This window comes from Maribacter spongiicola (assembly GCF_052119685.1).
In the GTDB taxonomy this organism is placed as follows: domain Bacteria; phylum Bacteroidota; class Bacteroidia; order Flavobacteriales; family Flavobacteriaceae; genus Maribacter; species Maribacter spongiicola_A.
Genome location: NZ_JBGQOO010000013.1, coordinates 105,320 through 128,954, shown reverse-complemented (window position 1 = coordinate 128,954; position 23,635 = coordinate 105,320). Strand labels below are relative to the sequence as shown.

The 23,635-nt window shown below is 34.4% G+C and carries 21 protein-coding genes and 1 tRNA gene; 10 read left to right on the top strand and 12 right to left on the bottom strand.

Annotated features, from left to right (window positions below; all coding sequences use genetic code 11):
• Nucleotides 1-276: 276 nt before the first annotated feature.
• Nucleotides 277-361, bottom strand: a tRNA-Ser gene (locus ACEN2N_RS16250).
• 158 nt (nucleotides 362-519) lie between these two features.
• Here ACEN2N_RS16250 and ACEN2N_RS16245 point away from each other — a divergent pair.
• The 5 genes from ACEN2N_RS16245 (at nucleotide 520) to ACEN2N_RS16225 (ending at nucleotide 5,809) form a co-directional block, all read left to right on the top strand.
• A complete protein-coding gene (locus tag ACEN2N_RS16245) occupies nucleotides 520-1,527 on the top strand; it encodes a glycosyltransferase family 2 protein (protein ID WP_441825297.1) in 1,008 nt (335 codons plus the stop codon).
• 82 nt (nucleotides 1,528-1,609) lie between these two features.
• Nucleotides 1,610-3,526, top strand: a complete 1,917-nt coding sequence (locus ACEN2N_RS16240; protein ID WP_441825296.1) for a BatA domain-containing protein — start codon at nucleotides 1,610-1,612, stop codon at nucleotides 3,524-3,526.
• 26 nt (nucleotides 3,527-3,552) lie between these two features.
• Nucleotides 3,553-4,812 carry a dihydroorotase gene (locus ACEN2N_RS16235; RefSeq protein ID WP_441825295.1) on the top strand — a complete coding sequence of 420 codons (1,260 nt, stop codon included), beginning with the start codon at nucleotides 3,553-3,555 and terminating at the stop codon, nucleotides 4,810-4,812.
• A gap of 3 nt (nucleotides 4,813-4,815) precedes the next feature.
• The gene (locus ACEN2N_RS16230) at nucleotides 4,816-5,145 is read left to right on the top strand and encodes a hypothetical protein (protein WP_423999052.1); all 330 of its coding nucleotides are present in this window, start codon (nucleotides 4,816-4,818) and stop codon (nucleotides 5,143-5,145) included.
• Between the two features lie 4 nt (nucleotides 5,146-5,149).
• Entirely contained in the window at nucleotides 5,150-5,809 is a 660-nt protein-coding gene (locus ACEN2N_RS16225; protein WP_441825294.1) for an alpha/beta hydrolase, read from the top strand.
• On the opposite strand, the gene ACEN2N_RS16220 is transcribed toward ACEN2N_RS16225, so the two are convergent.
• Both ACEN2N_RS16220 and ACEN2N_RS16215 read right to left on the bottom strand, forming a co-directional pair.
• Complete coding sequence (locus tag ACEN2N_RS16220; RefSeq protein ID WP_441825293.1) at nucleotides 5,806-6,300, bottom strand: hydrolase; 495 nt, start codon at nucleotides 6,298-6,300, stop codon at nucleotides 5,806-5,808. The genes ACEN2N_RS16225 and ACEN2N_RS16220 overlap by 4 nt on opposite strands.
• Nucleotides 6,301-6,302: 2 nt before the next feature.
• A complete protein-coding gene (locus ACEN2N_RS16215) occupies nucleotides 6,303-7,079 on the bottom strand; it encodes an MBL fold metallo-hydrolase (RefSeq protein ID WP_441825292.1) in 777 nt (258 codons plus the stop codon).
• A 171-nt stretch (nucleotides 7,080-7,250) separates the two neighbouring features.
• On the opposite strand from ACEN2N_RS16215, the gene ACEN2N_RS16210 reads away from it, so the two are divergent.
• The gene (locus ACEN2N_RS16210) at nucleotides 7,251-8,696 is read left to right on the top strand and encodes a TonB-dependent receptor (RefSeq protein ID WP_423999044.1); all 1,446 of its coding nucleotides are present in this window, start codon (nucleotides 7,251-7,253) and stop codon (nucleotides 8,694-8,696) included.
• A gap of 86 nt (nucleotides 8,697-8,782) precedes the next feature.
• Here the strand turns inward: ACEN2N_RS16210 and bcp are convergent, their stop codons facing one another.
• The gene (gene bcp / locus ACEN2N_RS16205) at nucleotides 8,783-9,235 is read right to left on the bottom strand and encodes a thioredoxin-dependent thiol peroxidase (RefSeq protein ID WP_441825291.1); all 453 of its coding nucleotides are present in this window, start codon (nucleotides 9,233-9,235) and stop codon (nucleotides 8,783-8,785) included.
• 55 nt (nucleotides 9,236-9,290) lie between these two features.
• Between bcp and ACEN2N_RS16200 the strand changes: the two genes are divergently transcribed.
• The gene (locus ACEN2N_RS16200) at nucleotides 9,291-9,953 is read left to right on the top strand and encodes an endonuclease III domain-containing protein (RefSeq protein WP_441825290.1); all 663 of its coding nucleotides are present in this window, start codon (nucleotides 9,291-9,293) and stop codon (nucleotides 9,951-9,953) included.
• A gap of 15 nt (nucleotides 9,954-9,968) precedes the next feature.
• On the opposite strand, the gene ACEN2N_RS16195 is transcribed toward ACEN2N_RS16200, so the two are convergent.
• From ACEN2N_RS16195 to ACEN2N_RS16180, 4 genes are all read right to left on the bottom strand, one after another.
• Nucleotides 9,969-10,112 carry a hypothetical protein gene (locus ACEN2N_RS16195; protein WP_303599364.1) on the bottom strand — a complete coding sequence of 48 codons (144 nt, stop codon included), beginning with the start codon at nucleotides 10,110-10,112 and terminating at the stop codon, nucleotides 9,969-9,971.
• Nucleotides 10,113-10,184: 72 nt separating this feature from the next.
• Nucleotides 10,185-10,766, bottom strand: a complete 582-nt coding sequence (locus ACEN2N_RS16190) for an RNA polymerase sigma factor (protein WP_058103181.1) — start codon at nucleotides 10,764-10,766, stop codon at nucleotides 10,185-10,187.
• A gap of 397 nt (nucleotides 10,767-11,163) precedes the next feature.
• Nucleotides 11,164-11,307, bottom strand: a complete 144-nt coding sequence (locus tag ACEN2N_RS16185; protein ID WP_441825289.1) for a hypothetical protein — start codon at nucleotides 11,305-11,307, stop codon at nucleotides 11,164-11,166.
• A 74-nt stretch (nucleotides 11,308-11,381) separates the two neighbouring features.
• Nucleotides 11,382-11,963 (bottom strand): RNA polymerase sigma factor, encoded by a 582-nt coding sequence (locus ACEN2N_RS16180; RefSeq protein WP_133687273.1) that lies wholly within the window; start codon nucleotides 11,961-11,963, stop codon nucleotides 11,382-11,384.
• A 243-nt stretch (nucleotides 11,964-12,206) separates the two neighbouring features.
• Here ACEN2N_RS16180 and uvrA point away from each other — a divergent pair, with 243 nt between their 5' ends.
• A complete protein-coding gene (gene uvrA / locus ACEN2N_RS16175; RefSeq protein WP_441825288.1) occupies nucleotides 12,207-14,987 on the top strand; it encodes an excinuclease ABC subunit UvrA in 2,781 nt (926 codons plus the stop codon).
• Nucleotides 14,988-15,147: 160 nt separating this feature from the next.
• Nucleotides 15,148-16,344, top strand: coding sequence for a hypothetical protein (locus ACEN2N_RS16170; RefSeq protein ID WP_441825287.1), 1,197 nt, complete (start codon nucleotides 15,148-15,150; stop codon nucleotides 16,342-16,344).
• A gap of 76 nt (nucleotides 16,345-16,420) precedes the next feature.
• Here the strand turns inward: ACEN2N_RS16170 and ACEN2N_RS16165 are convergent, their stop codons facing one another.
• Nucleotides 16,421-17,287: an RluA family pseudouridine synthase gene (locus tag ACEN2N_RS16165; protein ID WP_441825286.1), complete on the bottom strand. Its 867-nt coding sequence runs from the start codon at nucleotides 17,285-17,287 to the stop codon at nucleotides 16,421-16,423.
• A gap of 140 nt (nucleotides 17,288-17,427) precedes the next feature.
• On the opposite strand from ACEN2N_RS16165, the gene ACEN2N_RS16160 reads away from it, so the two are divergent.
• Nucleotides 17,428-18,465 (top strand): AI-2E family transporter, encoded by a 1,038-nt coding sequence (locus tag ACEN2N_RS16160; RefSeq protein WP_441825285.1) that lies wholly within the window; start codon nucleotides 17,428-17,430, stop codon nucleotides 18,463-18,465.
• Here the strand turns inward: ACEN2N_RS16160 and ACEN2N_RS16155 are convergent, their stop codons facing one another.
• From ACEN2N_RS16155 to ACEN2N_RS16145, 3 genes are read right to left on the bottom strand one after another with little or no spacing between them, the layout of a single operon-like run.
• Nucleotides 18,466-19,920, bottom strand: a complete 1,455-nt coding sequence (locus ACEN2N_RS16155; protein WP_441825284.1) for an oligosaccharide flippase family protein — start codon at nucleotides 19,918-19,920, stop codon at nucleotides 18,466-18,468.
• The gene (locus ACEN2N_RS16150; RefSeq protein WP_441825283.1) at nucleotides 19,920-21,191 is read right to left on the bottom strand and encodes a glycosyltransferase family 4 protein; all 1,272 of its coding nucleotides are present in this window, start codon (nucleotides 21,189-21,191) and stop codon (nucleotides 19,920-19,922) included. The genes ACEN2N_RS16155 and ACEN2N_RS16150 overlap by 1 nt, the downstream gene beginning before the upstream one ends.
• The gene (locus ACEN2N_RS16145) at nucleotides 21,191-23,626 is read right to left on the bottom strand and encodes a YfhO family protein (protein WP_441825282.1); all 2,436 of its coding nucleotides are present in this window, start codon (nucleotides 23,624-23,626) and stop codon (nucleotides 21,191-21,193) included. The genes ACEN2N_RS16150 and ACEN2N_RS16145 overlap by 1 nt, the downstream gene beginning before the upstream one ends.
• Nucleotides 23,627-23,635: the final 9 nt, after the last annotated feature.

Genomic DNA, 23,635 nt, shown 5'->3' with positions numbered 1-23,635 from the left:
CCTCAATCTCCGAACATGACAATAAAGCTCAAATCTGCTCTCGCAGATTTTGAACTTTTTCTTTTTTCGTCCTTACAAAAGCTTGCTTTTGACTTTAAATCATTCTGATATGGGATTCACTCCGTGCATCCCTCAATCTCCGAACATGACAATAAAGCTCAAATCTGCTCTCGCAGATTTTGAACTTTTTCTTTTTTCGTCCTTACATAAGCTTGCTTTTGACGTCCGTAAAAAGAAAAAGCTCAATATCAAAAAGATATTGAGCTTTGCTCTAAGCGGAGAAAGAGGGATTCGAACCCCCGGAGGTGTGACCCTCAACAGTTTTCAAGACTGCCGCATTCGACCACTCTGCCATTTCTCCTGAGTGCCTCATCAGGTATTCCCTGAATGCGGGTGCAAATATATAAAGGTTTTCTTATCTATTAAAGTCTTTTCGTAATTATTTTTCAACTCATTTATTTCTATACTTTTCAAACGAAATGAAAAGGTTGAAATTCAGTTATTTATTACCTTGCCGCAATGGTAAATTCGCTAGTAAGCATATTAATTCCTTTTAAGAATGTTGAATATTATTTTGAAGAATGTCTGAAATCCATCCAAAATCAGACCTATCAAAATTGGGAAGTCATTGCCGTAAATGATAATTCTAGTGACAATAGTTTACTAATTGCAAAGCAATTTGCTGCCAAAGATGATAGATTTAAAATATTCTCTAATGATAAGTCGGGCATTATAACCGCTCTCAGAAAAGCGTACACACATAGTTCTGGTAATTTTATCTCTCGTATGGATGCCGATGACCACATGACTAAAGACCGTATTAAATTTATGGTCGATTCTTTGGTAAATGAAGGACCAGGAACTCTCGCCGTAGGTAAGGTGAAGTATTTTTCTAAAGAGGGTGTAAACGATGGTTATGATCGCTACGAGAAGTGGCTCAACAAACTGACTGCAACCGGCGAAAATTTTGAAGAGATATATAAAGAGTGTGTAATACCATCGCCATGCTGGATGGTTCATAAAGAAGACTTTGATAACTGCGGAGCGTTTACGCCAGACCGTTATCCTGAAGATTACGACCTTGCTTTTCGTTTCTATAAATACGGCTTAAAATGTATACCCTGCACTACTACCCTGCACTATTGGCGTGATTACGACAATAGAACATCGCGAACCAGCGAGCATTATGCACAGAATTACTTTTTAGATATAAAACTGCATTACTTTTTAAAATTAGAATTAAAATCAACAGACAACTTAGTGGTATGGGGCGCTGGTAAAAAAGGTAAAACTATTGCTAACTCTCTCGTCGAAAAGAATATTCCCTTTCATTGGGTTTGCGATAATCAAAAGAAAATCGGTAAAGATATTTATGGTGTACGACTTGAACACTTCAACGTACTTCAAAATTTAAAAAACTCAAAGTGTATCATTACTGTTGCCAATGAAGAAGATCAGATGAACATCGCTGCTTTTTTTGAGGAATTGAATCAAAAATCGGCGGTAGATTATTTTTTCTTTTGCTAATGAATCTCCACAAAAATAATAGTTGCAATCTCACAAGCTTCTAATTTCAAAATAATTATCTTTGGCATAAGCAAAATCAGGAATGCAATTTAAACATCCAGAACTTCTTTGGGGTCTTTTACTACTACTCATTCCGATTATCATTCACCTTTTTCAATTACGTCGATTTAAGAAAACACCGTTTACAAACGTAAAGTTCTTAAAACAAGTAGTTTCCGAATCTAGAAAAAGCAGCACATTAAAAAAATGGTTATTACTTTTTACTAGAATGGGCTTATTAGCCGCTTTAGTAGTAGCCTTTGCACAGCCGTTTATTGCAAATGACGCAGCGCTTCAAGAAAAAGAAACTGTTTTCTACTTAGACGATTCTTTTAGTATGAACGGGCAAATTGAAAACGGCAATCTCTTTAAAAACACGATACAAGATTTCATAAAGTATATACCCAACGACCAACGGTTTACACTTTTTACCAACAAGCAGGTTTTTAAAGATGTGGAGGTCAAAGATATTCAAAACGAATTACTGAATCTTTCCGTGGCTGCAGACCAACTGGGAATAGCCGAAATAATTTTAAAAGGAAATTCCTATTTCAGCGATAATGCTGCATCTCAAAAAAACCTAGTGGTTATTTCAGATTTTCAGCAACGAATGGGAGACCTTAGCAAGGTTGATTCTACAAAGAATATCAATATTCAGTATATAAAGCCCTTAAACGCATCAATAATTAATACATCTATTGATTCTGTCTTTATTGCTGAACGTACAAATGATAATTTGGAATTGGTAGCGCTACTAACGACCAATGCTAAAGATGAAACTATACCCGTTTCATTATTCAACGATAACAAACTTATAGCCAAAACGGCTGCAAAATTTAATGGTAGTGGTACGGCTGAAGTCCGGTTTACGATTAACGCCAACGAAGTTATTTTAGGCAAGGTCACCATTACAGATACCGGCTTGGATTATGACAACCAATTCTTCTTTAATATAGATCAGAAATCGAAAATTAAGGTGTTGGCAATTGGCAGCTCTTCGGCAAATTTCTTATCTCGAATCTACACCGAAGATGATTTCAACTTTACCGCAAGTACTTTAGAAAGGTTAAATTACAGCACTATAGAAAATCAAGATTTAGTGATATTGAACGAGGTTCAAAAAACACCCAGCTCACTTGTTACCGCTCTTAAATCTTTGAGTACAAATGGTGGCAGTTTCGTATTGATTCCTTCAGTTGATGGGGATTTGGCTTCTTATAACGAATTAGCATCCGCATATTTCAATAGTAAATTTTCAAGCGGAGTATCCCAAGAAATTGCTATATCCGAAGTAAAAACAGAACACCCGTTGTTTACAAACGTATTTGATAAGAAGGTCTCCGATTTTCAATTTCCTAACGTAAAAAAGTATTTTAAAATAAACTCTAAAGCACCGACAGCGCTTTCTTTTCAGAACAAAGAGCCGTTTTTAATAGGGAATAAAAATGGGTATTTCTTTACGGCAGCCATCAGTAGCGATAATTCAAACTTCAAAAATTCACCTTTAATAGTACCCGCCTTTTACAATATGGGTATGAACAGTTTAAAGCTAACGCCACTATATGCAACTATTGGCACTGACGTTGAAATAGAATTACCGATCACCTTACGGCAAGATGATATTATTAAAATTGCTAATGAAACAAATGAATTTATACCGCAACAGCGTGTACTCCCAAAAAAAGTACAGCTTAATTTTATAGAGAACCCGAAAGAAGCTGGCATCTATAAAATTATGCATAATGAGAAAATCATTAGAAACATCAGCTTTAATAACAATAGAAAAGAGAGTGCTTTAACATACACTCCTTTACCCGAAAACAACAGCAACACATCCCTATCGAGTTTCTTTTTAGAAAGTCAAAAAAACAATGCCATAAACGAGTTTTGGAAATGGTTTGCTATTTTAGCATTGGCATTTGTTTTAATTGAAACGGTACTTCAAAGATTCTTAAAATAAACTAGTAACGAACCAACTATAACCCAATGAATATACTTCTAAAATCAGTTACGATAGTAAATGAGAACACAAAGAACCTTCATTTAAAGAAGCGGGATATTCTTATTAAGAACGGAGTTATAGATGCTATTGAAACCAACATTGAGCCTAGTGGTAAAACAAAGGTTATCGATATAAAAAATTTACATGTTTCTTTAGGATGGTTCGATAGCGGCGTTAGTTTTGGCGAGCCTGGTTACGAAGAAAGAGAGACTATAGAAAACGGATTGTTAACGGCTGCCAAAAGCGGATTTACAGATGTCATTTTAAATACCAGTAGCCACCCAACACCAGATTCATCTTCAGATATTGTTTATTTAAAAAATGCCGCCAAGGATCAGTTAACGAGCTTGCACCCTCTAGGTAACCTTACCGTAAAAGGTGAAGGTGAAGTACTCGCAGAGCTTTATGACATGAAGAATGCAGGTGCGTTAGGTTTTTATGACTATAAGCACCCAATGGCAAATGCCAACCTATTAAAAATTGCATTACAGTATGCTCAAAATTTTGAGGCATTGGTATTTTCTTTTCCGATGGACAAAAGCATATCTGGTAAAGGCATCGTTAATGAAGGTATTTCAAGCACCAAATTAGGTTTAAAAGGAATACCTGCCTTAGCGGAAGAATTACAGATAGCAAGAGATTTATTTATACTTGAATACACTGGCGGAAAATTGTTTATACCTACTATTTCTACGGCTAGCTCGGTAAAACTGATAGCAGACGCCAAGAAAAAAGGATTACAGGTTTACTGCAGTGTTGCTACTCATAACCTTGTTATTACAGATACTGCCCTTGAAGATTTTGATACACAATATAAAGTAATGCCACCGTTGAGAACGGCAGCAGACACCAAGGCCTTACAGAAAGGATTAAAAAGTGGCACTATCGATTTTGTAACCTCTGACCATACACCTTTGAACATTGAATTGAAGCATGTGGAGTTTGATAATGCAGATTTTGGAAGCATAGGTCTAGAAAGCACATTCGGTATGCTCAACGAATTATTTGGTTATGAAGAGGCTATTGTCTTACTTACAAAAGGAAGGTTAATTTTTGGAATAAACGAGCCAGAATTAAAGGTTGGGCAACCAGCAAATCTTTCGCTTTTTACTACAGATGATGAGTACAAATTTTCAGAAGATCACATCTTTAGCTCCAGTAAAAACTCCATCGCAATTAGCGAACCAATGAAAGGCAAAGTAATTGGAACAATTGCAAACAACCAAATAGTTTTAAACGCTTAAGTAATGGAAGAAAATTCTAATATACCCGGAAAAACAACCGCCATTGTAGCCTACCTTACAATTGTAGGAGCACTAATTGCGATTAGTATGAATTCTGAACCAAAAGACAAATTCGCCCGGTTTCATACAAGACAAGCATTCGGACTTCATATTATCTTTATTGGTTTTGCTATATTAAACGCTCAATGGGGTAATGAATATGGCTTCTACGGGCTATACATATTTTATATTGTACTTTGGTTTTATGCCTTTTTAGGCCTATTGGCAAACAAAGAACAAGAAGTTCCCGTTTTGGGACCTTACTTTCAAAAATGGTTCACTTTTATTAAATAATATAATGACAACAGCTCCCCTATCTTTAGAACATATCATTAGACCTTCTAGCCTAACCGATAAAAAACCACCAGTACTTTTTATGCTTCATGGTTACGGTAGCAATGAAGAAGATTTATTCTCTTTCGCACCAGAACTGCCAGAAGAACTATGTATTATAGCCGTTCGTGCGCCTTATATTTTGCAGCCTTTTGGTTATGCTTGGTATGCCATTAATTTTGATGATGATAAAGGAAAATGGAGCGATGATGATCAAGCCATTGAATCTCGTGACAAAATCAAGAATTTCATTGATGAAGCCTGTTCTACGTATGGTTTAGATAAAAACAATGTAAACCTTTTAGGCTTTAGTCAAGGTACTATTCTTAGTTATGCCGTGGCATTATCATATCCTGAAAAAGTGAAGAATATTATCGCTTTGAGCGGATATATTAATGACGATATACTCATTGATTCTTATAAAGATAATAATTTCGAGAACCTTAATTTCTATTGTTCTCATGGCGATATGGACCAAGTGATACCGGTAGATTGGGCAAGAAAATCACCTGAAATACTAACATCTTTAGGTATTAAACATGTATATGAAGAATTTCCTGCAGGGCATGGTGTTGCACCGCAGAATTTCTACTCCCTTAAAAAATGGATTTCAGATAAAATCTAGTTACTACGCGTATATAAAAGGTGATCTATCAAGGTAAAATCTACCCCAAGGTCATCTTTTAATTCATATTTGATCAATAATTCTCCCCAATATTTACCATCAGAAAAGTCGGTAAGTATCCATTTATGGTTCAATACTTTTATTTTATTGATTTTAAATTCGCTCTGCATTCCTTCATAAGGCACTAATGGATTATCTCCTTTTTGGGCATTCGTTTCCAATAATTTATCGGCAACGTATGCTGCAGGATTTTTTAGATCTAAATGTTCGAAATAAGCAAGTGCATCGTCATTGTTCTCCAAAGAGAAATATTGCATATCTAGCACCTTCAAAGAAGATTTCTGAACCGAGTCTTTCAAATTTTCAACTTTACTCTCTAGTCTTGTAATTGTTTTAGCATTTGCTTTAGTCATATTGCCACTGCTCACCACTAGGTATAAACAGATTAAGGATACAAATAGAAATAAGTAAAGGTATATTTTGCTCTTCATAGTTAAATAGTAATAGTTAAATTATCGTATGCCAAATGTACATTTTTCGGAAGCATTTTCTCCACTTCGTCATGAAAACCAAGCAAGTGGCTTATATGAGTAAAATATGCTTTATCTGGGTTTACCTCTTTAATAAAGGCAATAGCTTCTTCTAAGTTGAAATGGGAAATATGTGTCTCTAATCTGAGTGCATTGACCACTACCACTTTAGATCCTTTAATTTTTTCTAACTCTTTGGGTTCAATCGATTTTACATCGGTCAAGTAAGTAAAATCTCCTAACCTAAAGCCGAAGACCTGTAGTTCGTTATGCAAAACATTAATTGTTATAACCTTGCTATTACCGATCTTAAATGACTCGTTATTCTTAATTAAATTGATATCGACTGTAGGTGCACCCGGGTACTTGTTCTTTTCTTGAAATATATACGCAAAACGGGTTTTTAAAGACTCCACCACCCTTTTGTGTGCATAAATTGGAATATTACCCTGTCTAAAGAAAAAAGGGCGTATATCATCAAGCCCTGCAGTATGATCAGAATGTTCGTGGGTATATAATATTCCGTCTAAATGTCGAACATTATGGGTAAGCATTTGTTGGCGAAAATCTGGACCGCAATCAATAACATAGTTATAATCATCCCAAGAAAGTAAAACCGAAACTCGTAATCTTTTATCTTTAGGATTATCACTTAAGCATACAGGGTGTGTACTACCAATTATTGGAATACCTTGAGAAGTTCCAGTTCCTAAAAATGTAACACGTAAATTGTCAATCATGTGTTACAAATTTAATTCCTTTTTAATAAAAACGGCAATTGAAAATTATAAGATCACTGTATTTAAAAGGGAATAAAAACAATAACCGAAAGTTATTCCATTTTTTTGTGGCTATTGCCCTTTGTCACAACCATTCTTTATAACTTTGTTCAAAGCTAAACAGGTAAAAAAATGGCATCGGTATTAAAAAGAGATAGTGTTTTTGAAAATATTCCCTCTATTAAAGCAAAAACCCTTCGTATAAATCTGAATCCGGATATATATGGAACCTTCGCAGAAATTGGCGCCGGACAAGAAACCGCACGTCATTTCTTTAGATCGGGTGGTGCCTCGGGTACTATTGCAAAAGCAATGAGTGCTTACGACAAAGATTTTAGTGATGCAATTTATGGTATTGAGACAGATGGGCGATATGTAACCCAAGCTCGATTAAAAACCATGCTTGATTATGAAATGCAATTGATGGAAGAGCGTATTAGTCGCGAAAACCACCCTGACAGATTGTTCTTTTCATACGCGAATACAGTAGCGACCATAGATTTTTCTAAACGCTACAAAGGTCATGGTTGGATCGGTATTCGTTATCAACTAGATCCAAAGCAGAAAGAATATGATGAAATAATCTTACATATTCGTTTTAAACAGAACGAGGCAAGATTGCAGCAAGAAACACTTGGTATTCTTGGGGTAAACCTTATTTATGGAGCATTCTATAAATATGACAAACCGAAAAAAATGCTGAAATATCTATATGACCATATAGATAAAGACACCTTAGAGATCGATATGATCAATTTCTCTGGACCAAATTTCAAAGAGGTCGATAACCGCTTAATGAGTTTGCAACTTATTAAAAATGACATGACAGATGCCGTTATGTTCGGTCCTGATGGCAACAATCTCCTGCCTGCAGCCATACTTTACAAAAAGAATATTTTGGCGTTACGCGGTAGTTTCAGACCCGTTACCAAAGTAAATTTAGATATGTTTGAAAAGTCATATGACATTTTCATTCGCGATAAAGGTGTTGATCAAAATAATACTATTGTAATATTCGAGATCACACTTTCGAACTTAAAAGCATCTGGAGAAATTGATGAACAAGATTTCATGGACCGGGCAGAATTACTATGCTCACTAGGGCATTCGGTAATGATTTCTAAGTTTCAAGAATACTACAAATTGGTAGAATACTTTAATAATTATACCAAAAACAGAATTGGCTTGACCATGGGTGTTAATAACTTGGTAGATATTTTCGATGAAAAATATTACCGTCATTTAAGTGGTGGCATACTTGAAGCTTTCGGTAAATTATTCTTTAAAGATTTACAGGTGTATCTATACCCAATGAAGAACCCAGACACTGGTCAGATTATGACAAGTAATAATGTTAAGGTTCACCCACGTATGAAAGAATTATACAAGTTCTTTAAATACAACGGTAAGGTTATGGACATTATAGATTATGAACCAGAAGTAATGCATATTTTCTCTAGAGATGTTCTTAAGAAATTAATGAACAATGACGAAGGATGGGAAAAAATGCTACCAGAAGGTATTGCCGAAATCATTAAGAAAAAACAATTATTTACTAGAAAACCAGAAGAAGAATAGTGGATTTAAATAATTGATTATCAAATTATTATAAATTAAAAACGCCCATTCTAAATGGGCGTTTTTTATTCTAAAGAAGTGTAATTCTAGTCTAATAATTGAGCTGCATGATCTTTGGTCTTCACCTTATCGATCACTTTTACCACTATCCCATCACCATCTATTACAAAAGTTTTTCTATGGATACCATCATACTCACGACCCATAAATTTCTTTAATCCCCATACACCAAAAGCATTAAGCACGGTATGATCTTCATCTGCCAATAAAGGAAATGGAAAGTCATATTTCTCTTTAAATTTTGCCTGGCTTTTTTCAGAATCGGCACTTACACCTAAAAGTTCATACCCTTCAGATTGTAATTCTTTATAATTATCCCTTAAATTACATGCCTCGGCTGTACAACCAGGTGTATTGGCTTTAGGGTAGAAAAAAACAATTAATTTTTTACCTGTATAGTCTTTCAAAGAAATGGTATTACCATCTTGATCTTTAGCAGAAAACAAAGGAACTTTATCACCAACTTTTAACGTATTCATACATGAAGTTTTATAAATTTGTGTTTAAATATTTGCAATCAAAATTAAACAATTAATGACGAAAGCCGAAAAAATAGCATTTACAATTTCTACACTTCAAGAGCTATACCCAGAAATTCCTGTGCCGTTAGATCACAAAGATCCGTACACTTTGTTGATTGCAGTATTAATGTCGGCACAAAGCACCGATGTAAGGGTAAATAAAATTACTCCCCTACTATTCGCCAAAGCCGACAACCCGTATGATATGATAAAATTAAGCGTAGAAGAAATACGTGAAATTATAAAACCTGTAGGTTTATCGCCAATGAAAGCCAAGGGCATACATGGGTTATCGCATATTTTAATTGATAAACACAATGGGCAAGTACCAAAAGAATTAGAATATTTAGAAGAATTACCGGCTGTTGGCCATAAAACTGCAAGTGTTGTAGTATCGCAAGCTTTTGGTATACCGGCATTTCCTGTAGATACACATATTCATAGACTACTATATAGATGGGGCTTTACCAACGGAAAAAATGTGATGCAGACTGAAAAAGATGCAAAGCGATTATTCCCTAAAGAAATTTGGAACGACCTTCATTTACAAATAATCTGGTATGGTCGAGAATATTCACCGGCAAGAGGCTGGGATATGGATAAAGATATTATTACGAAAACTATTGGTAGAAAAACAGTACTAAACGACTACTATAAAAATAAAAAAGCCCGCTAATTGCGGGCTTTTTTATTAATTCAAAAATATTTCGAATTCTAAATCTTCGTATTCAAACTCAAATAAAGCCTGTGAATAGCTCAATAAGAAGTTTATTGTCTTCGGACAAACTTTGTTAAATCCGGTCTGTTCTTGGTAATTAGAGTAAATTTTTTCCATACTTCCTATGTTGTTACATTAAAATAACGCAGCAAATTTGGAAATATTGTTTATTCTATTTTCAACCTCAAATTAATTGGTAAGAACGATATTGTTTTTTTCTATAATTTTTCTCAGGTTAATTAATGCATAACGCATTCTACCTAATGCAGTGTTAATGCTAACCCCAGTGTTTTCAGAGATTTCTTTAAAACTCATATCTTTATAAATACGCATTAAAAGAACTTCTTTTTGATCGTCTGGTAATTCTTCAACCAATTGTCTAAGATCAGTATCGATTTGATTTTTTATTAATTGCTTTTCGGCATTCAACTTATCATCACCTATTACAGAGAAAATATTAAAGTCATCGCTACCTTCAAACATTGGCATTCTTTTGTTTCTTCTAAAGTGATCGATGATAAGGTTATGAGAAATTCTCATTACCCAAGGTAAAAATTTACCTTCTTCACTATACTTCCCTCTTTTTAAGGTTTTAATAACCTTAATGAAGGTATCTTGAAAAATGTCTTCAGTAATATCCCTATCTAAAACCTTCGAATAGATAAAACTAGTAATACGTTGATTATGTCTGTTAATTAAAATTTCAAGGGCACCTTCGTTACCGTTGATATAATCTTTAACTAATTCTGAGTCTTCAATTTGTAGTTTCATACGAGTTATTTTCTTTATTGGTTAAGACTGGGGAAATCTTGTTAGTTAATTGATTTGTTTCTTATTTCTGATATAAAACTAGAGAAAAGGGCAGCTGTAAGAAAAAGTATGTTGTCAAACTGCGCTTTTTTGATGTGAAACATCGAAAAAGTAGGTTTCGACACAATAAATAGTATTTCGCAAAGTTCAGCGGCAAATTGTAGGAAAGGTGAATAAGAAACAAATGCCCTTAATTATTAGCCCTACATTACTATACCTATATATAATACAGTATAGAAAAGTAGGTTGCTTTAAAAGCAAAACTGTGGTTACCGACAGCAAATAACAGAAGTAAGCCTTTTAAAACAGAAAAACCCTTAAGCTTTGCTTAAGGGTTTATATATATGTAAAGATTGTTTTAGTTCAAATTACTCTCAAACTGCAATCCGTCTACTTCTGTTATGTTTAAAGATTTAGAATAAGAAAGCAAAAACTGAATTGTTTCTGGTTTTGCTTGTACTAATTTGGTCTTATTCTGGTCTTTCGTGTATAATTTTTCCATGCTAGGTGTTGTTTAGGTTCAACTAAAGAACGACACATGTATGAAGATAGTAGATCCACTCGACCTGCGACCTATTAATTCGTTAAAACTATATTATTGGCCTCTACCAGCTTTCTAAGGTTAATTAATGCGTAGCGCATTCTACCTAGAGCAGTATTAATACTCACACCAGTATTATCAGAAATTTCTTTAAAGCTCATATCCTTATATATACGCATCTCTAAAACTTCTTGTTGGTCTTCTGGCAGCTCTTTGATCATGCGAAGCAAATCAGAATCTATTTGTTCTTTAATCAATTGCTTTTCTGCATTCAGCTTGTCATCACCAAGTAATGAAAATATATTATAGCTTTCTTTACTATTATACATTGGCATTCTATTGTGCTTTCTAAAATGATCTATTACCAAGTTATGCGCAATTCGCATAACCCAAGGTAAAAATTTACCCTCTTCATTATAGGCACCTTTTTTAAGGGTACGTATAACTTTCATAAATGTATCTTGAAAAATGTCTTCGGTAAGTTCGCGATCTCCTACTTTAGAGTAGATAAAACCTGTTAAACGAGAATTATGACGATTGATTAGGGCTTCGATCGCTCTTTCATCTCCTTGAATGTATTGTTTTACTAATTGGGAATCTTCAATTTGTACTACCATAACGTTACTTATAGGGTTAAAATGCAGCCCCAAATTCTAATGAATAAGGGTCTTGTGGTTAAATTCTAACTTTTAAAAGTAATGTTGCGTTATAGGCTAATTGAATTTTTATAAGATCCCAAAGATATAAAAAAATAAATACTCTTATAAAAATGTGAAAGTTTCTTCTACTATTTTTAGATAACTGGCATTTTTTAGTTCAGAAATAAGTCAAAGCGTATCTTTGTATCCTTAGATATTTGTATGCCTACACTCTCCGAAGTAAATCCGAAAGAAAACATTATAATTAAAGGTGCAAAACTGCATAACCTTAAAAATATAGATGTTGCAATCCCTAGAAATAAACTTGTAGTAATTACAGGTTTATCTGGTTCTGGTAAATCTAGCTTAGCTTTTGACACCTTATATGCCGAAGGTCAAAGACGATATGTAGAAAGTCTTTCTTCGTATGCAAGGCAGTTCTTAGGTAAACTCGATAAACCAAAGGTCGATTATATAAAAGGTATTGCACCGGCAATTGCCATAGAGCAAAAAGTAAACTCTACTAACCCTAGATCTACGGTTGGTACGACCACCGAGATTTATGATTATATAAAATTATTATATGCCCGTATCGGTAAGACCTTCTCTCCTATTTCTGGTAAAGAAGTAAGAAAACATACCGTAACCGATGTCGTAAATCATGTAAAAACTTATGCTGAAGGTGCAAAACTATTGCTTTTAGCCCCTATTACAATTCGTGATGATCGAGATGCTTTAAAGTCTTTAGAGTTATTTTCTAAACAAGGGTATGCACGTATTAAGTATAAAAATAAAGTACTGCGAATAGACCAGGTACCTGAAGATATTAGTAAAAAGTTCGACTTGGTGATAGATCGAATTATTACAAAAGAAGATGAAGATTTTTATAATCGTTTAGCGAATGCAGTTGATACTGCTTTCTTTGAAGGTAAGGGCGAATGTAGTATTGAAGAATTGGCAGACGGTAAACAAACGCCTTTCAGTAATAAGTTTGAGCTGGATGGCTTAACCTTTCTTGAGCCTAATGTTCACCTATTTAGTTTCAACAACCCCTATGGAGCATGCCCAAAATGTGAAGGTTATGGTGATGTAATAGGTATAGATGAAGATTTAGTAGTGCCTAATACAGCATTATCTGTATTTGAGAATGCAATTTTCGCATGGAGAGGTGAGAGTATGAGTTTCTACAGAGATCAATTGGTAAACTCTGCTTACAAGTTCGATTTTCCTATCCACAAGCCTTGGTTTGAACTTTCTGAGGCCCAACGACAATTGGTATGGGACGGTAATGCATATTTTATAGGTCTTCATAAGTTCTTCGGAATGTTAGAAGAGAAAAGTTATAAGATACAGAATAGAGTGATGCTCTCTAGATATAGAGGCAAAACAAAATGTAATGTGTGTAACGGAAAACGTCTACGCCCAGAAACCGATTACGTAAAAGTTGGCGGAGCATCTATTTCATCGTTAGTAGGTCTTTCTATTGAAAAATTGATCGTTTTCTTTAATGAGCTTCAATTAAATGAAAATGATGCTACAATTGCGAAGAGACTTTTAGTTGAAATAAATACCAGATTAGGCTTCTTAAATAAAGTAGGACTAAACTACTTGACCATAAATAGAAAATCGAACACATTATCTGGTGGTGAAAGTCAGCGAATAAATCTAGCGACCTCATTAGGCAGTAGCTTGGTGGGTTCTATGTACATTTTAGATGAGCCCAGTATTGGTTTACACCCGAGAGATACCGAAAATTTAATAGAAGTTTTAATATCGTTGCGAAACTTAGGCAACACCGTAATAGTGGTCGAACATGATGAAGACATTATGAAAGCTGCCGATATGGTCATCGATATAGGTCCTGAAGCTGGTACACATGGTGGTGAGGTTGTGGCGCAAGGTACTTTAAGTGAAATTCTGAAATCTAAATCTCTTACCGCACAGTATTTGAACGGTACAATGGAGATAAAAGTTCCGAAAGAACGTAGAACTTCTAAAAATTACATAACTATTAAAGGTGTTCGGGAGCATAACCTTAAAAATATCAATGTCACATTTCCGCTAGATATGCTTACTGTGGTTACAGGAGTATCCGGTAGTGGCAAAAGTACCTTGGTGAAGAAATTACTGTATCCTATTATATTAAAAGAAACTGGTGGCTACGGAGAAAAAGCTGGTCAGCATACATCGGTAGATGGCAAATACAATCATATAAAACATGTAGAATTTGTTGATCAAAACCCTATCGGTAGGTCATCAAGGTCTAACCCTGTTACCTATATAAAGGCATATGATGATATTAGAAATCTATATGCCAATCAAAAATTAAGTAAAATCAGAAATTACCAAGCGAAACATTTTTCATTTAATGTTGATGGCGGTCGATGCGAGAAATGTAAAGGCGAAGGTGAAATTACGGTAGAAATGCAGTTTATGGCCGATGTGCATTTAGAGTGCGAAACTTGTGGAGGTAAAAGATTTAAAAAAGAAGTATTAGAAGTTACTTTCAATAATGCCAATATAGATGATGTTCTTAATATGACCATCGACGATGCTATTCAGTTTTTTGAAACCGGAGAGCAGACTAAAATTGTTACCAAATTAAAACCATTACAAGATGTAGGTTTAGGATACGTAACTTTAGGTCAGTCATCTTCTACCCTATCTGGTGGTGAAGCACAACGTATTAAACTGGCATCATTCTTAATTAAAGGAAGCACGAAAGATAAAGCACTGTTCATTTTTGATGAGCCAACCACCGGATTACACTTTCACGATATTCAAAAATTATTGAAATCATTTAATGCCCTTATTAAAAAAGGACACTCTATTGTGGTTATCGAGCACAACATCGAACTTATAAAATGTGCCGATTACCTAATTGACCTCGGACCAGGTGGTGGTGAAAATGGCGGACAATTACTTGCTGAAGGCACGCCAGAAGAGGTTGCAAAAAATAAAAAATCGTATACCGCTAGCTATTTAAAAGAAAAATTAAATTAGAAAATCTCAAAAAAGAATATCAGTTTTATATTTAAACCTTTGATTATCAGTTATATAATCAAAGGTTTTGTTTTTTGGCACGCTGTTTGTAATGTACTAAGAGAATGTAAATAATTACATTTAGAACAACTGCCTAAGGGGCAGATTTAAACCTTATATTATGAAGAACTTTATACTCCTTTTTTCAGCGATGATTTTTAGCACCACAGGTGTTTTCGCTACAGGTATTAGTGAAGATAAGGTTGCCAACAGCAATACTTATCGATACGACAACTCATTTATTTTTATAGAAAACGGAATTACATTTTCTGTTTATCCCGATGGAGAATTTGATTTTTATATTGAAAATCAAGTTTCAGGACGCAAAAATGGTGTAACCTTCAACTCTGGTTATGATTATAGTCCGTTTGCTCAATACGATGATTATGGTGCAGTAATTCAAGTAGAAAATGTGCCTATCTATTATGACTATTATGGTCGTGTTAGTAATATTGGTGATGTAAATATTAATTACTCAAACAATAGAGTACGCAGTGTAGGTAATATGAATGTGTTTTACAACAACCGCGGTTTCTATGATTACCACACAGGGTATATCAATGTATATAACAGAAATTATGTATACCGCCCATTTCACCAATGGTTTGTAAGACCTGCAGTTGGCTTTAGCTTTGTATACACTACCCCTTACAGAAGGTATTATACACCTGTAAGATATTCTTACTACAGCCCATACAGAAACAATTATAGAAAGGCTTATGTAAATATCGGTAGACAACATAGATATGACAATGCTAGAAATAACAGATCTACCATTTACAGAAATGATAAACGAGTTGCAGCACGAAATAACGATTACAGAAGTAATAGAAGTGTTGCAAAAAGAGATAACGGTTTAAGAACCAACAGAAGTTTAGCGTCTAACAATACAAACTCAACTGTAAATAGATCAACTACTGTAAAACGTAGCAATACCAATAGTGGTAGAACTGCTCAAAATAGAACAGCTACTAGAAGTTCATCGAATAATAGTACGGTAAAGAGAAGTAATAACTCAGCAGTACGTAGTACACCAAGTAGAACAGTTACTAAAAGAGAAGTAACTAGTACACCAAGAAGTACAACTGTAAAAAGAAGTACCACTACGTATAACAAACCTGCTGGCAGAAGTGCGAACACTAGAACTGTAACGAAGACAAGTACTCAACGAAGCAGCACTGTAGCTAGAAAAGCGACACAGAGTCCATCTAGAAGTACTGTAAGCAGAAGTTCAAGCTCTAGGTCGGTAAGCAAAGCTCCTTCAAGAAGTTCAAGCTCTAGAACTAGTACAGATTCAAGAAGCAGTAGAAGAAATTAAAATAAGTTTTTAGGTTGGTTAGTTGTAAAGCGCCGCAGTGATTAAATGCACTGCGGCGCTTTTTTTATTAGCGATTCTAAATAGTATCAGGAAATAGTTTCTTGAACTTTTTAGGTAGATGAGATGATACATGCATTTCTTCATTTGTAATAGGATGTTGAAACCAAAGCGAATTCGCATGTAAATACAGACCTTTCCCTTTTAATTGTAATCCCTCCAAAATATAGGTAGCATCCCCCAAAATAGGATTCCCAATAGAAAATAAATGTTTTCTTAGTTGATGTCTTCTACCTGTATGCGGACTCAGTTTAACCAAATTCAAAAATGAAAAACGCTCAGAGACAACACTTTGTAATACTTGATATGATGAACTTGCCGGCTTATCATCAATAGGTAAATCAATTTGGCCAGCCTCTTTCATAGCACCCATAGTTACTGCATAGTATATTTTCTCAATTGCTTTACGTTCAAATAACTGGTTCAACTTCATAATAGAAGTACTTGTTTTGCCTACCAAAAGTAAGCCTGTAGTAGCATAATCTAAACGATGACAAGGTTTGGGACTAACAGCATCTTCAGCAGAACTCATTTTTAAATTTTGGGGAAGCGCATTAGCAATAGTTTTAAAATTGTTACCGCTTACTAAAATTCCTGCTGGTTTATTAATTATAGCAATAAAATCATCTTCGTATACTACCTCTAGCTTTAATAACAAACGCGTTTTCGTTTCTTTTTCTAGTGGATGGTGATACTCAATCACCTCACCACCCGCAATTAATGTAGCCGTTGTAGCAATTGAACCATTTACTAATAGTAAATTCTTCTTTATCGCTTTTTTTAAAGCCGATTTCGTAGAAATCTGTTGAAATACCCCTACTCCATATTCTTGTAACCTTACAGGGGTTGTATTCTTTTTCGAAATGTGGGTTTCTTTTAATTGCATTACGCCCTAAAGTTAATCAGTATTTCACAGAAATCTACAAGATTTATTTTTGGACTACTAATATACCCAAGTGAGTTAATCACCCTAAGTATATAAACCTAATTTTCGTCCAATTCTAAAATTCCCTTCAAAATACCTTTATGAAAAAAATCAACCATAAAATTCTTAGACAGCTTATTATACTAGCATTGATTGTTTTTCTAGGTGGGGTCATTATAAAATATATGTTACCATATATCTCTGGGGTACTTGGTGCGCTGACATTATATGTTGTGCTTAGAAAATCGATGCTCAAATTAATTAATAAAGGATTAAAAAGATCATGGGCAGCGATGCTTCTAATTTTAGCTGCATTTGTTGGTATTTTTATTCCATTGACCGGCGCTGGTTTCATGCTAAGTTCACAATTGGGAGATTTTGCCGATAAATCTGAACAAGTTACCAAAGCCTTTAAAGATCAATTATTTCAAATAGAGAAGTATGTTCAATATGATATTTCTTCTGCCATCGATCCAGAACAAGCATCGGGTTGGTTAACAGATAACCTTTCTGGTTTTGCAAGCGGTACATTCAATATTCTTATTTCTCTCGGTATTTTATTATTTCTGCTTTATTATATGCTAAAAAGTCCGAAACAATTGAAAGATTCACTTTTAGAGTACATTCCTTTAAGCAATAAGAACCTTATAACTTTAGGCAAAGAGATTGATAGCGTAGTACGTTCAAATGCCATAGCAATACCCTTGGTGGCAGTCGCTCAAGGTTTTATAGCGTTAATTGGTTTTTTTATATTCGGGGTAGACAATCCGTTATTTTGGTTTGTAATTGTTACCGTTGGATCTATGATTCCATTTATAGGCACTTTCATAGGCATTTTTCCGGTGTTTGTTTTGAGTCTCGCAAGCGGAGATGATTTTCAAGCATGGGGAATTCTACTTTACGGAATCTTAGTTGTAGGTATGACCGATAACGTTATTCGATTATTTGTACTTAAGAAATTAGATAGCACTCACCCGTTGGTTACCTTAATAGGCGTTTTAATTGGTATACCGTTATTTGGATTTGTAGGATTGATTTTCGGTCCGTTAATTATCAATCTATTTTTAATTATCGTAAAAATGTATAAGCAGCAATATGGTATTCAGAAACCAAGTAGAAAGGTTGCAAACCAAATGTAATTAGCGTTTTAAAAATTTGCTTAGAAAGCCATATACATCTTCAGATATTTTAAAACGATAGAGTACAACGACATAGCAGAAAATCATCAATATACTTTTTAAAATAATGTTTACAATTGGGTGAAAGGGAAATGAAACTATAGAAAAAATTACTGCAATACCTATCAATAATAACAACACTTGAAGCGTCTCTCTCGTAAACGGTAGCATTTTAAATTTTGATTTTACATACCCAATTTTTAAGGTATTATAGATGAAAAATGCACTAAAACTAGCAATAGCGGCACCATCAATACCGTAAGTTGGAATTAACCAAAGGTTAAACGCAATAGCTAAAAAAGCCAGCAGTACCCCGAAAAACAAAATTGAGCGGTAGTAATCAGAATTAAACAGTATAGAATTATTATTTCCTAGAAGAGCATCATATACTTTAGCCAGACCTACCCAAAACACAATCATGAATCCGCCAGAATATTTTTCGGGTAATAATTGATATAGCTCATTTAAATTGAGCAAAATCAATAGAAACAAAATACCAGAAACAATAAAAAGCGTCAACGAACTTTTTTGATACAACTGTGCTAATGCTGGTTTATCATTATTATTTAAATAGTTCGCCGTTAAAGGATATGTAATTTGATGCATAGCTCTCGATGGCACTGCAATGGTTGAAGCAATAAAACCAGCAACAGCATAAAACGCCACATTCTCTAGTTCTAGAAAATTATTCAACATCACTTTATCGACCTCCATAAGCACAATAGCTGTAGAACCACCAAGAATAATCAAGCCGCTATAATTTACAATAGTCTTCCAGTTTTTTAATAAGGTGAAATTTAATATCGGCTTGCGAATTTTGTATGCGTAAAATTTCATAATAAGGGCTCGCACTAAATAAAACCCGACTAAAGCATTAATAAAGAATTCAATATCAATAATCTTCATCCATAGCAAAATCAACAATGCAGTTTGCCCTATTCTGCAGAACAATTCTTTCATAAAATTGCCGAACATAGATTTCATCTTTATACGCGCCCAAGCATAAAAGACTTCAAAATATGCCATAGCAAAACCAATTAGAAAAATATGCCACACAAAGTCACGAACGATATCATTTTGTTTTGAAAGCAAATTTCCAATGGCTTCATTAGCCACATAACTGAGAGCAGCAATAGGAATAATGAGTGCTAAAGGAAGCAGCAACATAAGTGTCAAAAACGAATTTTGGTTATCTTCACTTTTAAAACTAGAGTAAAATTTAACCAAACTGTTCGGTACACCAAATGCCAAAACAGGCATTAACACAGCAGAGACCGACAAGATTACCTGTATGAGTCCGTAGTTATCTGGTTGCATAAAATTTGTGTACAAAAACAAGGTATTGATAGCACCTATTGCAAAACCCACATAGGTTACAATAGTATTGTTCAACGATTGTTTTAGTACAATGCCCATTAAATATATTCGACTAATTTTCGGGTGAGCTCTTTTCTACTATATTCCTCAATAGTATTAGAAGATATTTGTAGCTCGTTACTTTGAAACAGTTCAAACCAATTTAAAAGTACGTTTTTCAAAGCAATGTCATCAGAATGCTCAAAAATATATCCGGTTTTAGTTTGTTCTACAATTTTACCAACTTCCCAATTTTTTGGTCCTACACCTAATATGGGGCGTTTTGCGGCCATATATTCAAATAACTTACCAGGTATGATACCAATGGTATCTTGAGAGTCTATTTCTACCAATAACAAAACCTGCGATGATTTTTGATAGGTTAATGCCTTTTCATTAGAAACATAACCTAAAATCTCAATATAATCTTTCAAGCCCATTTCGTCAATTGAGGACAAAATTTCATCACTTACCACACCAATAAACTGTATACAAAGCGCTTCTTTAAAACTTGAATTATCTGTTATTAATTCAAATAATACCTTCCACAGCTTTAGTGGGTTTCTACCACTTAACAATGACCCGATATGAGATATGGTAAATTTAGTATCAAGTTCTACCTGTGTTGACACACCACCATCATAACCGTTTGTAATTACTTGTATCGGCTGACTAGTAATTTGCTGAAACTCTTGCTTGGTTGTAGTACTGGTAACAATAATTTTATCGGCAGTATTTAAAACATCAGACTCTAGTTTTTTATGTTTCTTTTCTGAAGAGGATGTTAATTTTAGTTTTTTATGGTAGCCTATGGTTGTCCATGGATCACGAAAATCGGCAATCCACTTTAATGATTTTGCTTGCTTTAAATAGTATCCTATTAAATGTACACTGTGTGGAGGGCCCGTAGTAATTATGGTATCTATCCCCTCTTTTTCTAAAACGCCTTTCAAAAAACTAACCGATGGTTTAACCCAAAATTTACGGGCATCAGGTATAAATAGATTCCCACGAATCCAAAGTAATATCTTTTCTAGACCAGATTGATTTTTAGATTGAATAATACCTGAGCTAATACGTTTGGTTTTCTTGCTAGAAAATAATGAGGCAATTCGGTAAGGCTCTTTAATTTTATGTCTGTAAATTATTAAATCTTTTGGAATATCGTTCACAAAAGACTCATCTAACAAAGGGTAATGAGGATTCTCAGGAATATACAACACCGGTTCAACACCAAAATCTCTAAGGTATTTTACGAATTTTAACCAACGTTGAACTCCCGGTCCGCCAGCGGGTGGCCAATAATAAGTAATGACCAGTACCTTTCTCATTATGCTTCTTCTTCTTTTTTAGACCTCCAAAAAGAAAATCCGAATCCGCCAACAATAACAAGACCTAATAAAATAGTACTCGCTAATGTAATTTTACTACCTATTACAACTACATCCGGCTCAAATTTAAACTCGATCTTATGCTCACCTGAAGGTATTTTTAAGGCTCTTAATACGTAATTAACTTTAAAGTAATCGCTTTCTTTTCCGTCGATATAAGCATTCCACCCATTTTTATAATACATCTCTGAAAATACAGCTACGCCTTCATTACTGTTTTTAGAAGTATACGTTAAATGATTAGGCTCATAATCAATAAGGGTGATTGAAGCCGTAGAATCAACTTGATAATTTAAAGGCGCTATCTTTTTAAAATTAGTGGCATTAAAAACTGCTACATTTTTAGTAGCTAAACTATCTAAAGCCATAATCTCTTCATCGGCATTGGCAACAGGTTGTAATTGAGAAACAAACCAAGCATTGCCATTTGCATTCGGATTTTCTATAGGAAAAGAATTGCCATCTTGATCTTGTCTGATCACATATTTAATGTTCATCATATTCAACACGGACAAGTTGCCATTATAGACATGAAAATTAAATAAGTCTTGCATACCAGCGGGTTTCGCTGCATGGTAACCAGTTATACTCTGATGGAAATAAGCTGTTTTAGCAGAATCGAATCCATCGGTTTGATCAAAAACCCGATATACTCCGTTATCTTTAGCGATAATTTTGTCAGCTGTAGTTTCTTGAAAAGGCTCTAACATTTTACGTTTAGATACAAAATTATCATTGTTAACATACCGTAAATCGATCCCTACCAAATCGACAATTACTAATAAACCAATAGCAATTATTAAAAGATTCATTTTCAATTTCTCTTTTAAATACAACCAAATCAATAATGCTGTACCAAGTGCAAAAGCCAAAGAACGCAACAAATCGCTCGTGTAAACACTTTTACGATCTAAGCGAAGCATTTCTGGTAATTCTTCTAAACCGGTCATTCTAAGATTATCATCATTGACACCAACAAAGTGGAAAGCTCCTTTAAATATGAATAAAACAATACCTAACCCTAAAATAATCGCTGCCGCAATAGTTAGTGATTTAATTTTATCGGCTTGCGGAACTTTATCCTTAAATAATTTATTTAATGCTAAAATTGCCAACACTGGCACACAAAGTTCTAGTACAATTTGAATAGATGACACCGCTCTAAATTTATCATACAGCGGAAAATAGTCGATCATAAAATCAGTTAATGCACTAAAGTTTTTACCCCACGATAACACTAATGACATAAGTGACCCAAAAAGAAGCCACCATTTATGTTTTCCTTTCACCAAGAACAATCCTAAAATAAATAGGAAAAATATAACCGCACCTAAATACGCCGGACCTGATGTACCAGGTTGTTCGCCCCAATACAATGGTAAACCGCTTACGAAATCTAAAGCACTTGTTCTAGCCAAGCCCTTATCGATTAAATAATTATAAGATTTAGAATTCTCACCCAAATTCTCTTGACTTGCGCCACCAAAAAGTCTTGGTACAAATAAGTTCAATGATTCTGTAATACCGTAACTCCAATTAGTAATATAAGCTTTGCTCAATCCGCCAGTATCTTCTTTTGGCGATCCATCTGGGTTTATGGTCAATTCACTTTTACCCCGTGTACTCCAATCGGCATACTCTTTAGTAGCCATTAGTCCTGTAGCATTGGCCGCAATACCTAAAGTAACAGCTAATAATAAAATACCAACAGATGTAAAGAAGTGTTTTAACTGCTTATCTCTTATGGCATATATCAAATACACTATCCCTAAAATGAGAATAAGTAGCATAAAATAATAGGTCATTTGATAATGGTTCGCAGTAATTTCGAGAGCCATTGCTAAGGCTGTCAAAACAAAACCCCAAAGATATTTTTTTCTAAAAACGAGCACGATACCTGCTAAAAGAACAGGTAAGTAGGCGACGGCATGCGCCTTAGCATTATGCCCTGCCCCCAATATAATAATAAGGTATGTAGAAAAACCAAATGCCAAAGCCCCTACAATTGCTAGTCTATAATCTACTTTCAAACAACAAAGTAGAATATAAAAACCTATGAAATATAAGAACAGATAATCTGCAGGTCTTGGTAAAAACCGAATAACCTTATCTAATTTTTTAATGTAGTTATGTGGATAATTCGCCCCTAATTGATACGTTGGCATACCGCCAAAAGCACTGTTGGTCCAATATGGTTCTTGGTCAGTAGATTTTCTAAAATCGTTCTGCTCCTTTGCCATACCCGTATATTGGGCAATATCATGCTGGTACATTACTTTACCCTGTAGTACTGGGCTGAAATATGCTAATGCAGCTATGATAAAAAATACGACAACAAAAAAATGGATGAAAAAGAATTTTAAGCCTTGCTTCATTTGCTAAAT

Bases quoted from the DNA above. Each gene is read 5' to 3' on its own strand.
- ACEN2N_RS16180 (WP_133687273.1), bottom strand. From the start codon at position 11,963: ATGGTAGTACAAATTGAAGATTCCCAATTAGTAAAACAATACATTCAA.
- ACEN2N_RS16155 (WP_441825284.1), bottom strand. From the start codon at position 19,920: ATGGGCATTGTACTAAAACAATCGTTGAACAATACTATTGTAACCTAT.
- ACEN2N_RS16235 (WP_441825295.1), top strand. From the start codon at position 3,553: ATGAATATACTTCTAAAATCAGTTACGATAGTAAATGAGAACACAAAG.
- ACEN2N_RS16170 (WP_441825287.1), top strand. From the start codon at position 15,148: ATGAAGAACTTTATACTCCTTTTTTCAGCGATGATTTTTAGCACCACA.
- ACEN2N_RS16210 (WP_423999044.1), top strand. From the start codon at position 7,251: ATGGCATCGGTATTAAAAAGAGATAGTGTTTTTGAAAATATTCCCTCT.
- ACEN2N_RS16190 (WP_058103181.1), bottom strand. From the start codon at position 10,766: ATGAAACTACAAATTGAAGACTCAGAATTAGTTAAAGATTATATCAAC.
- ACEN2N_RS16215 (WP_441825292.1), bottom strand. From the start codon at position 7,079: ATGATTGACAATTTACGTGTTACATTTTTAGGAACTGGAACTTCTCAA.
- ACEN2N_RS16200 (WP_441825290.1), top strand. From the start codon at position 9,291: ATGACGAAAGCCGAAAAAATAGCATTTACAATTTCTACACTTCAAGAG.
- ACEN2N_RS16145 (WP_441825282.1), bottom strand. From the start codon at position 23,626: ATGAAGCAAGGCTTAAAATTCTTTTTCATCCATTTTTTTGTTGTCGTA.
- ACEN2N_RS16245 (WP_441825297.1), top strand. From the start codon at position 520: ATGGTAAATTCGCTAGTAAGCATATTAATTCCTTTTAAGAATGTTGAA.
- ACEN2N_RS16150 (WP_441825283.1), bottom strand. From the start codon at position 21,191: ATGAGAAAGGTACTGGTCATTACTTATTATTGGCCACCCGCTGGCGGA.
- ACEN2N_RS16195 (WP_303599364.1), bottom strand. From the start codon at position 10,112: ATGGAAAAAATTTACTCTAATTACCAAGAACAGACCGGATTTAACAAA.
- ACEN2N_RS16240 (WP_441825296.1), top strand. From the start codon at position 1,610: ATGCAATTTAAACATCCAGAACTTCTTTGGGGTCTTTTACTACTACTC.
- ACEN2N_RS16160 (WP_441825285.1), top strand. From the start codon at position 17,428: ATGAAAAAAATCAACCATAAAATTCTTAGACAGCTTATTATACTAGCA.
- ACEN2N_RS16185 (WP_441825289.1), bottom strand. From the start codon at position 11,307: ATGGAAAAATTATACACGAAAGACCAGAATAAGACCAAATTAGTACAA.
- bcp (WP_441825291.1), bottom strand. From the start codon at position 9,235: ATGAATACGTTAAAAGTTGGTGATAAAGTTCCTTTGTTTTCTGCTAAA.
- ACEN2N_RS16165 (WP_441825286.1), bottom strand. From the start codon at position 17,287: ATGCAATTAAAAGAAACCCACATTTCGAAAAAGAATACAACCCCTGTA.
- uvrA (WP_441825288.1), top strand. From the start codon at position 12,207: ATGCCTACACTCTCCGAAGTAAATCCGAAAGAAAACATTATAATTAAA.
- ACEN2N_RS16225 (WP_441825294.1), top strand. From the start codon at position 5,150: ATGACAACAGCTCCCCTATCTTTAGAACATATCATTAGACCTTCTAGC.
- ACEN2N_RS16220 (WP_441825293.1), bottom strand. From the start codon at position 6,300: ATGAAGAGCAAAATATACCTTTACTTATTTCTATTTGTATCCTTAATC.
- ACEN2N_RS16230 (WP_423999052.1), top strand. From the start codon at position 4,816: ATGGAAGAAAATTCTAATATACCCGGAAAAACAACCGCCATTGTAGCC.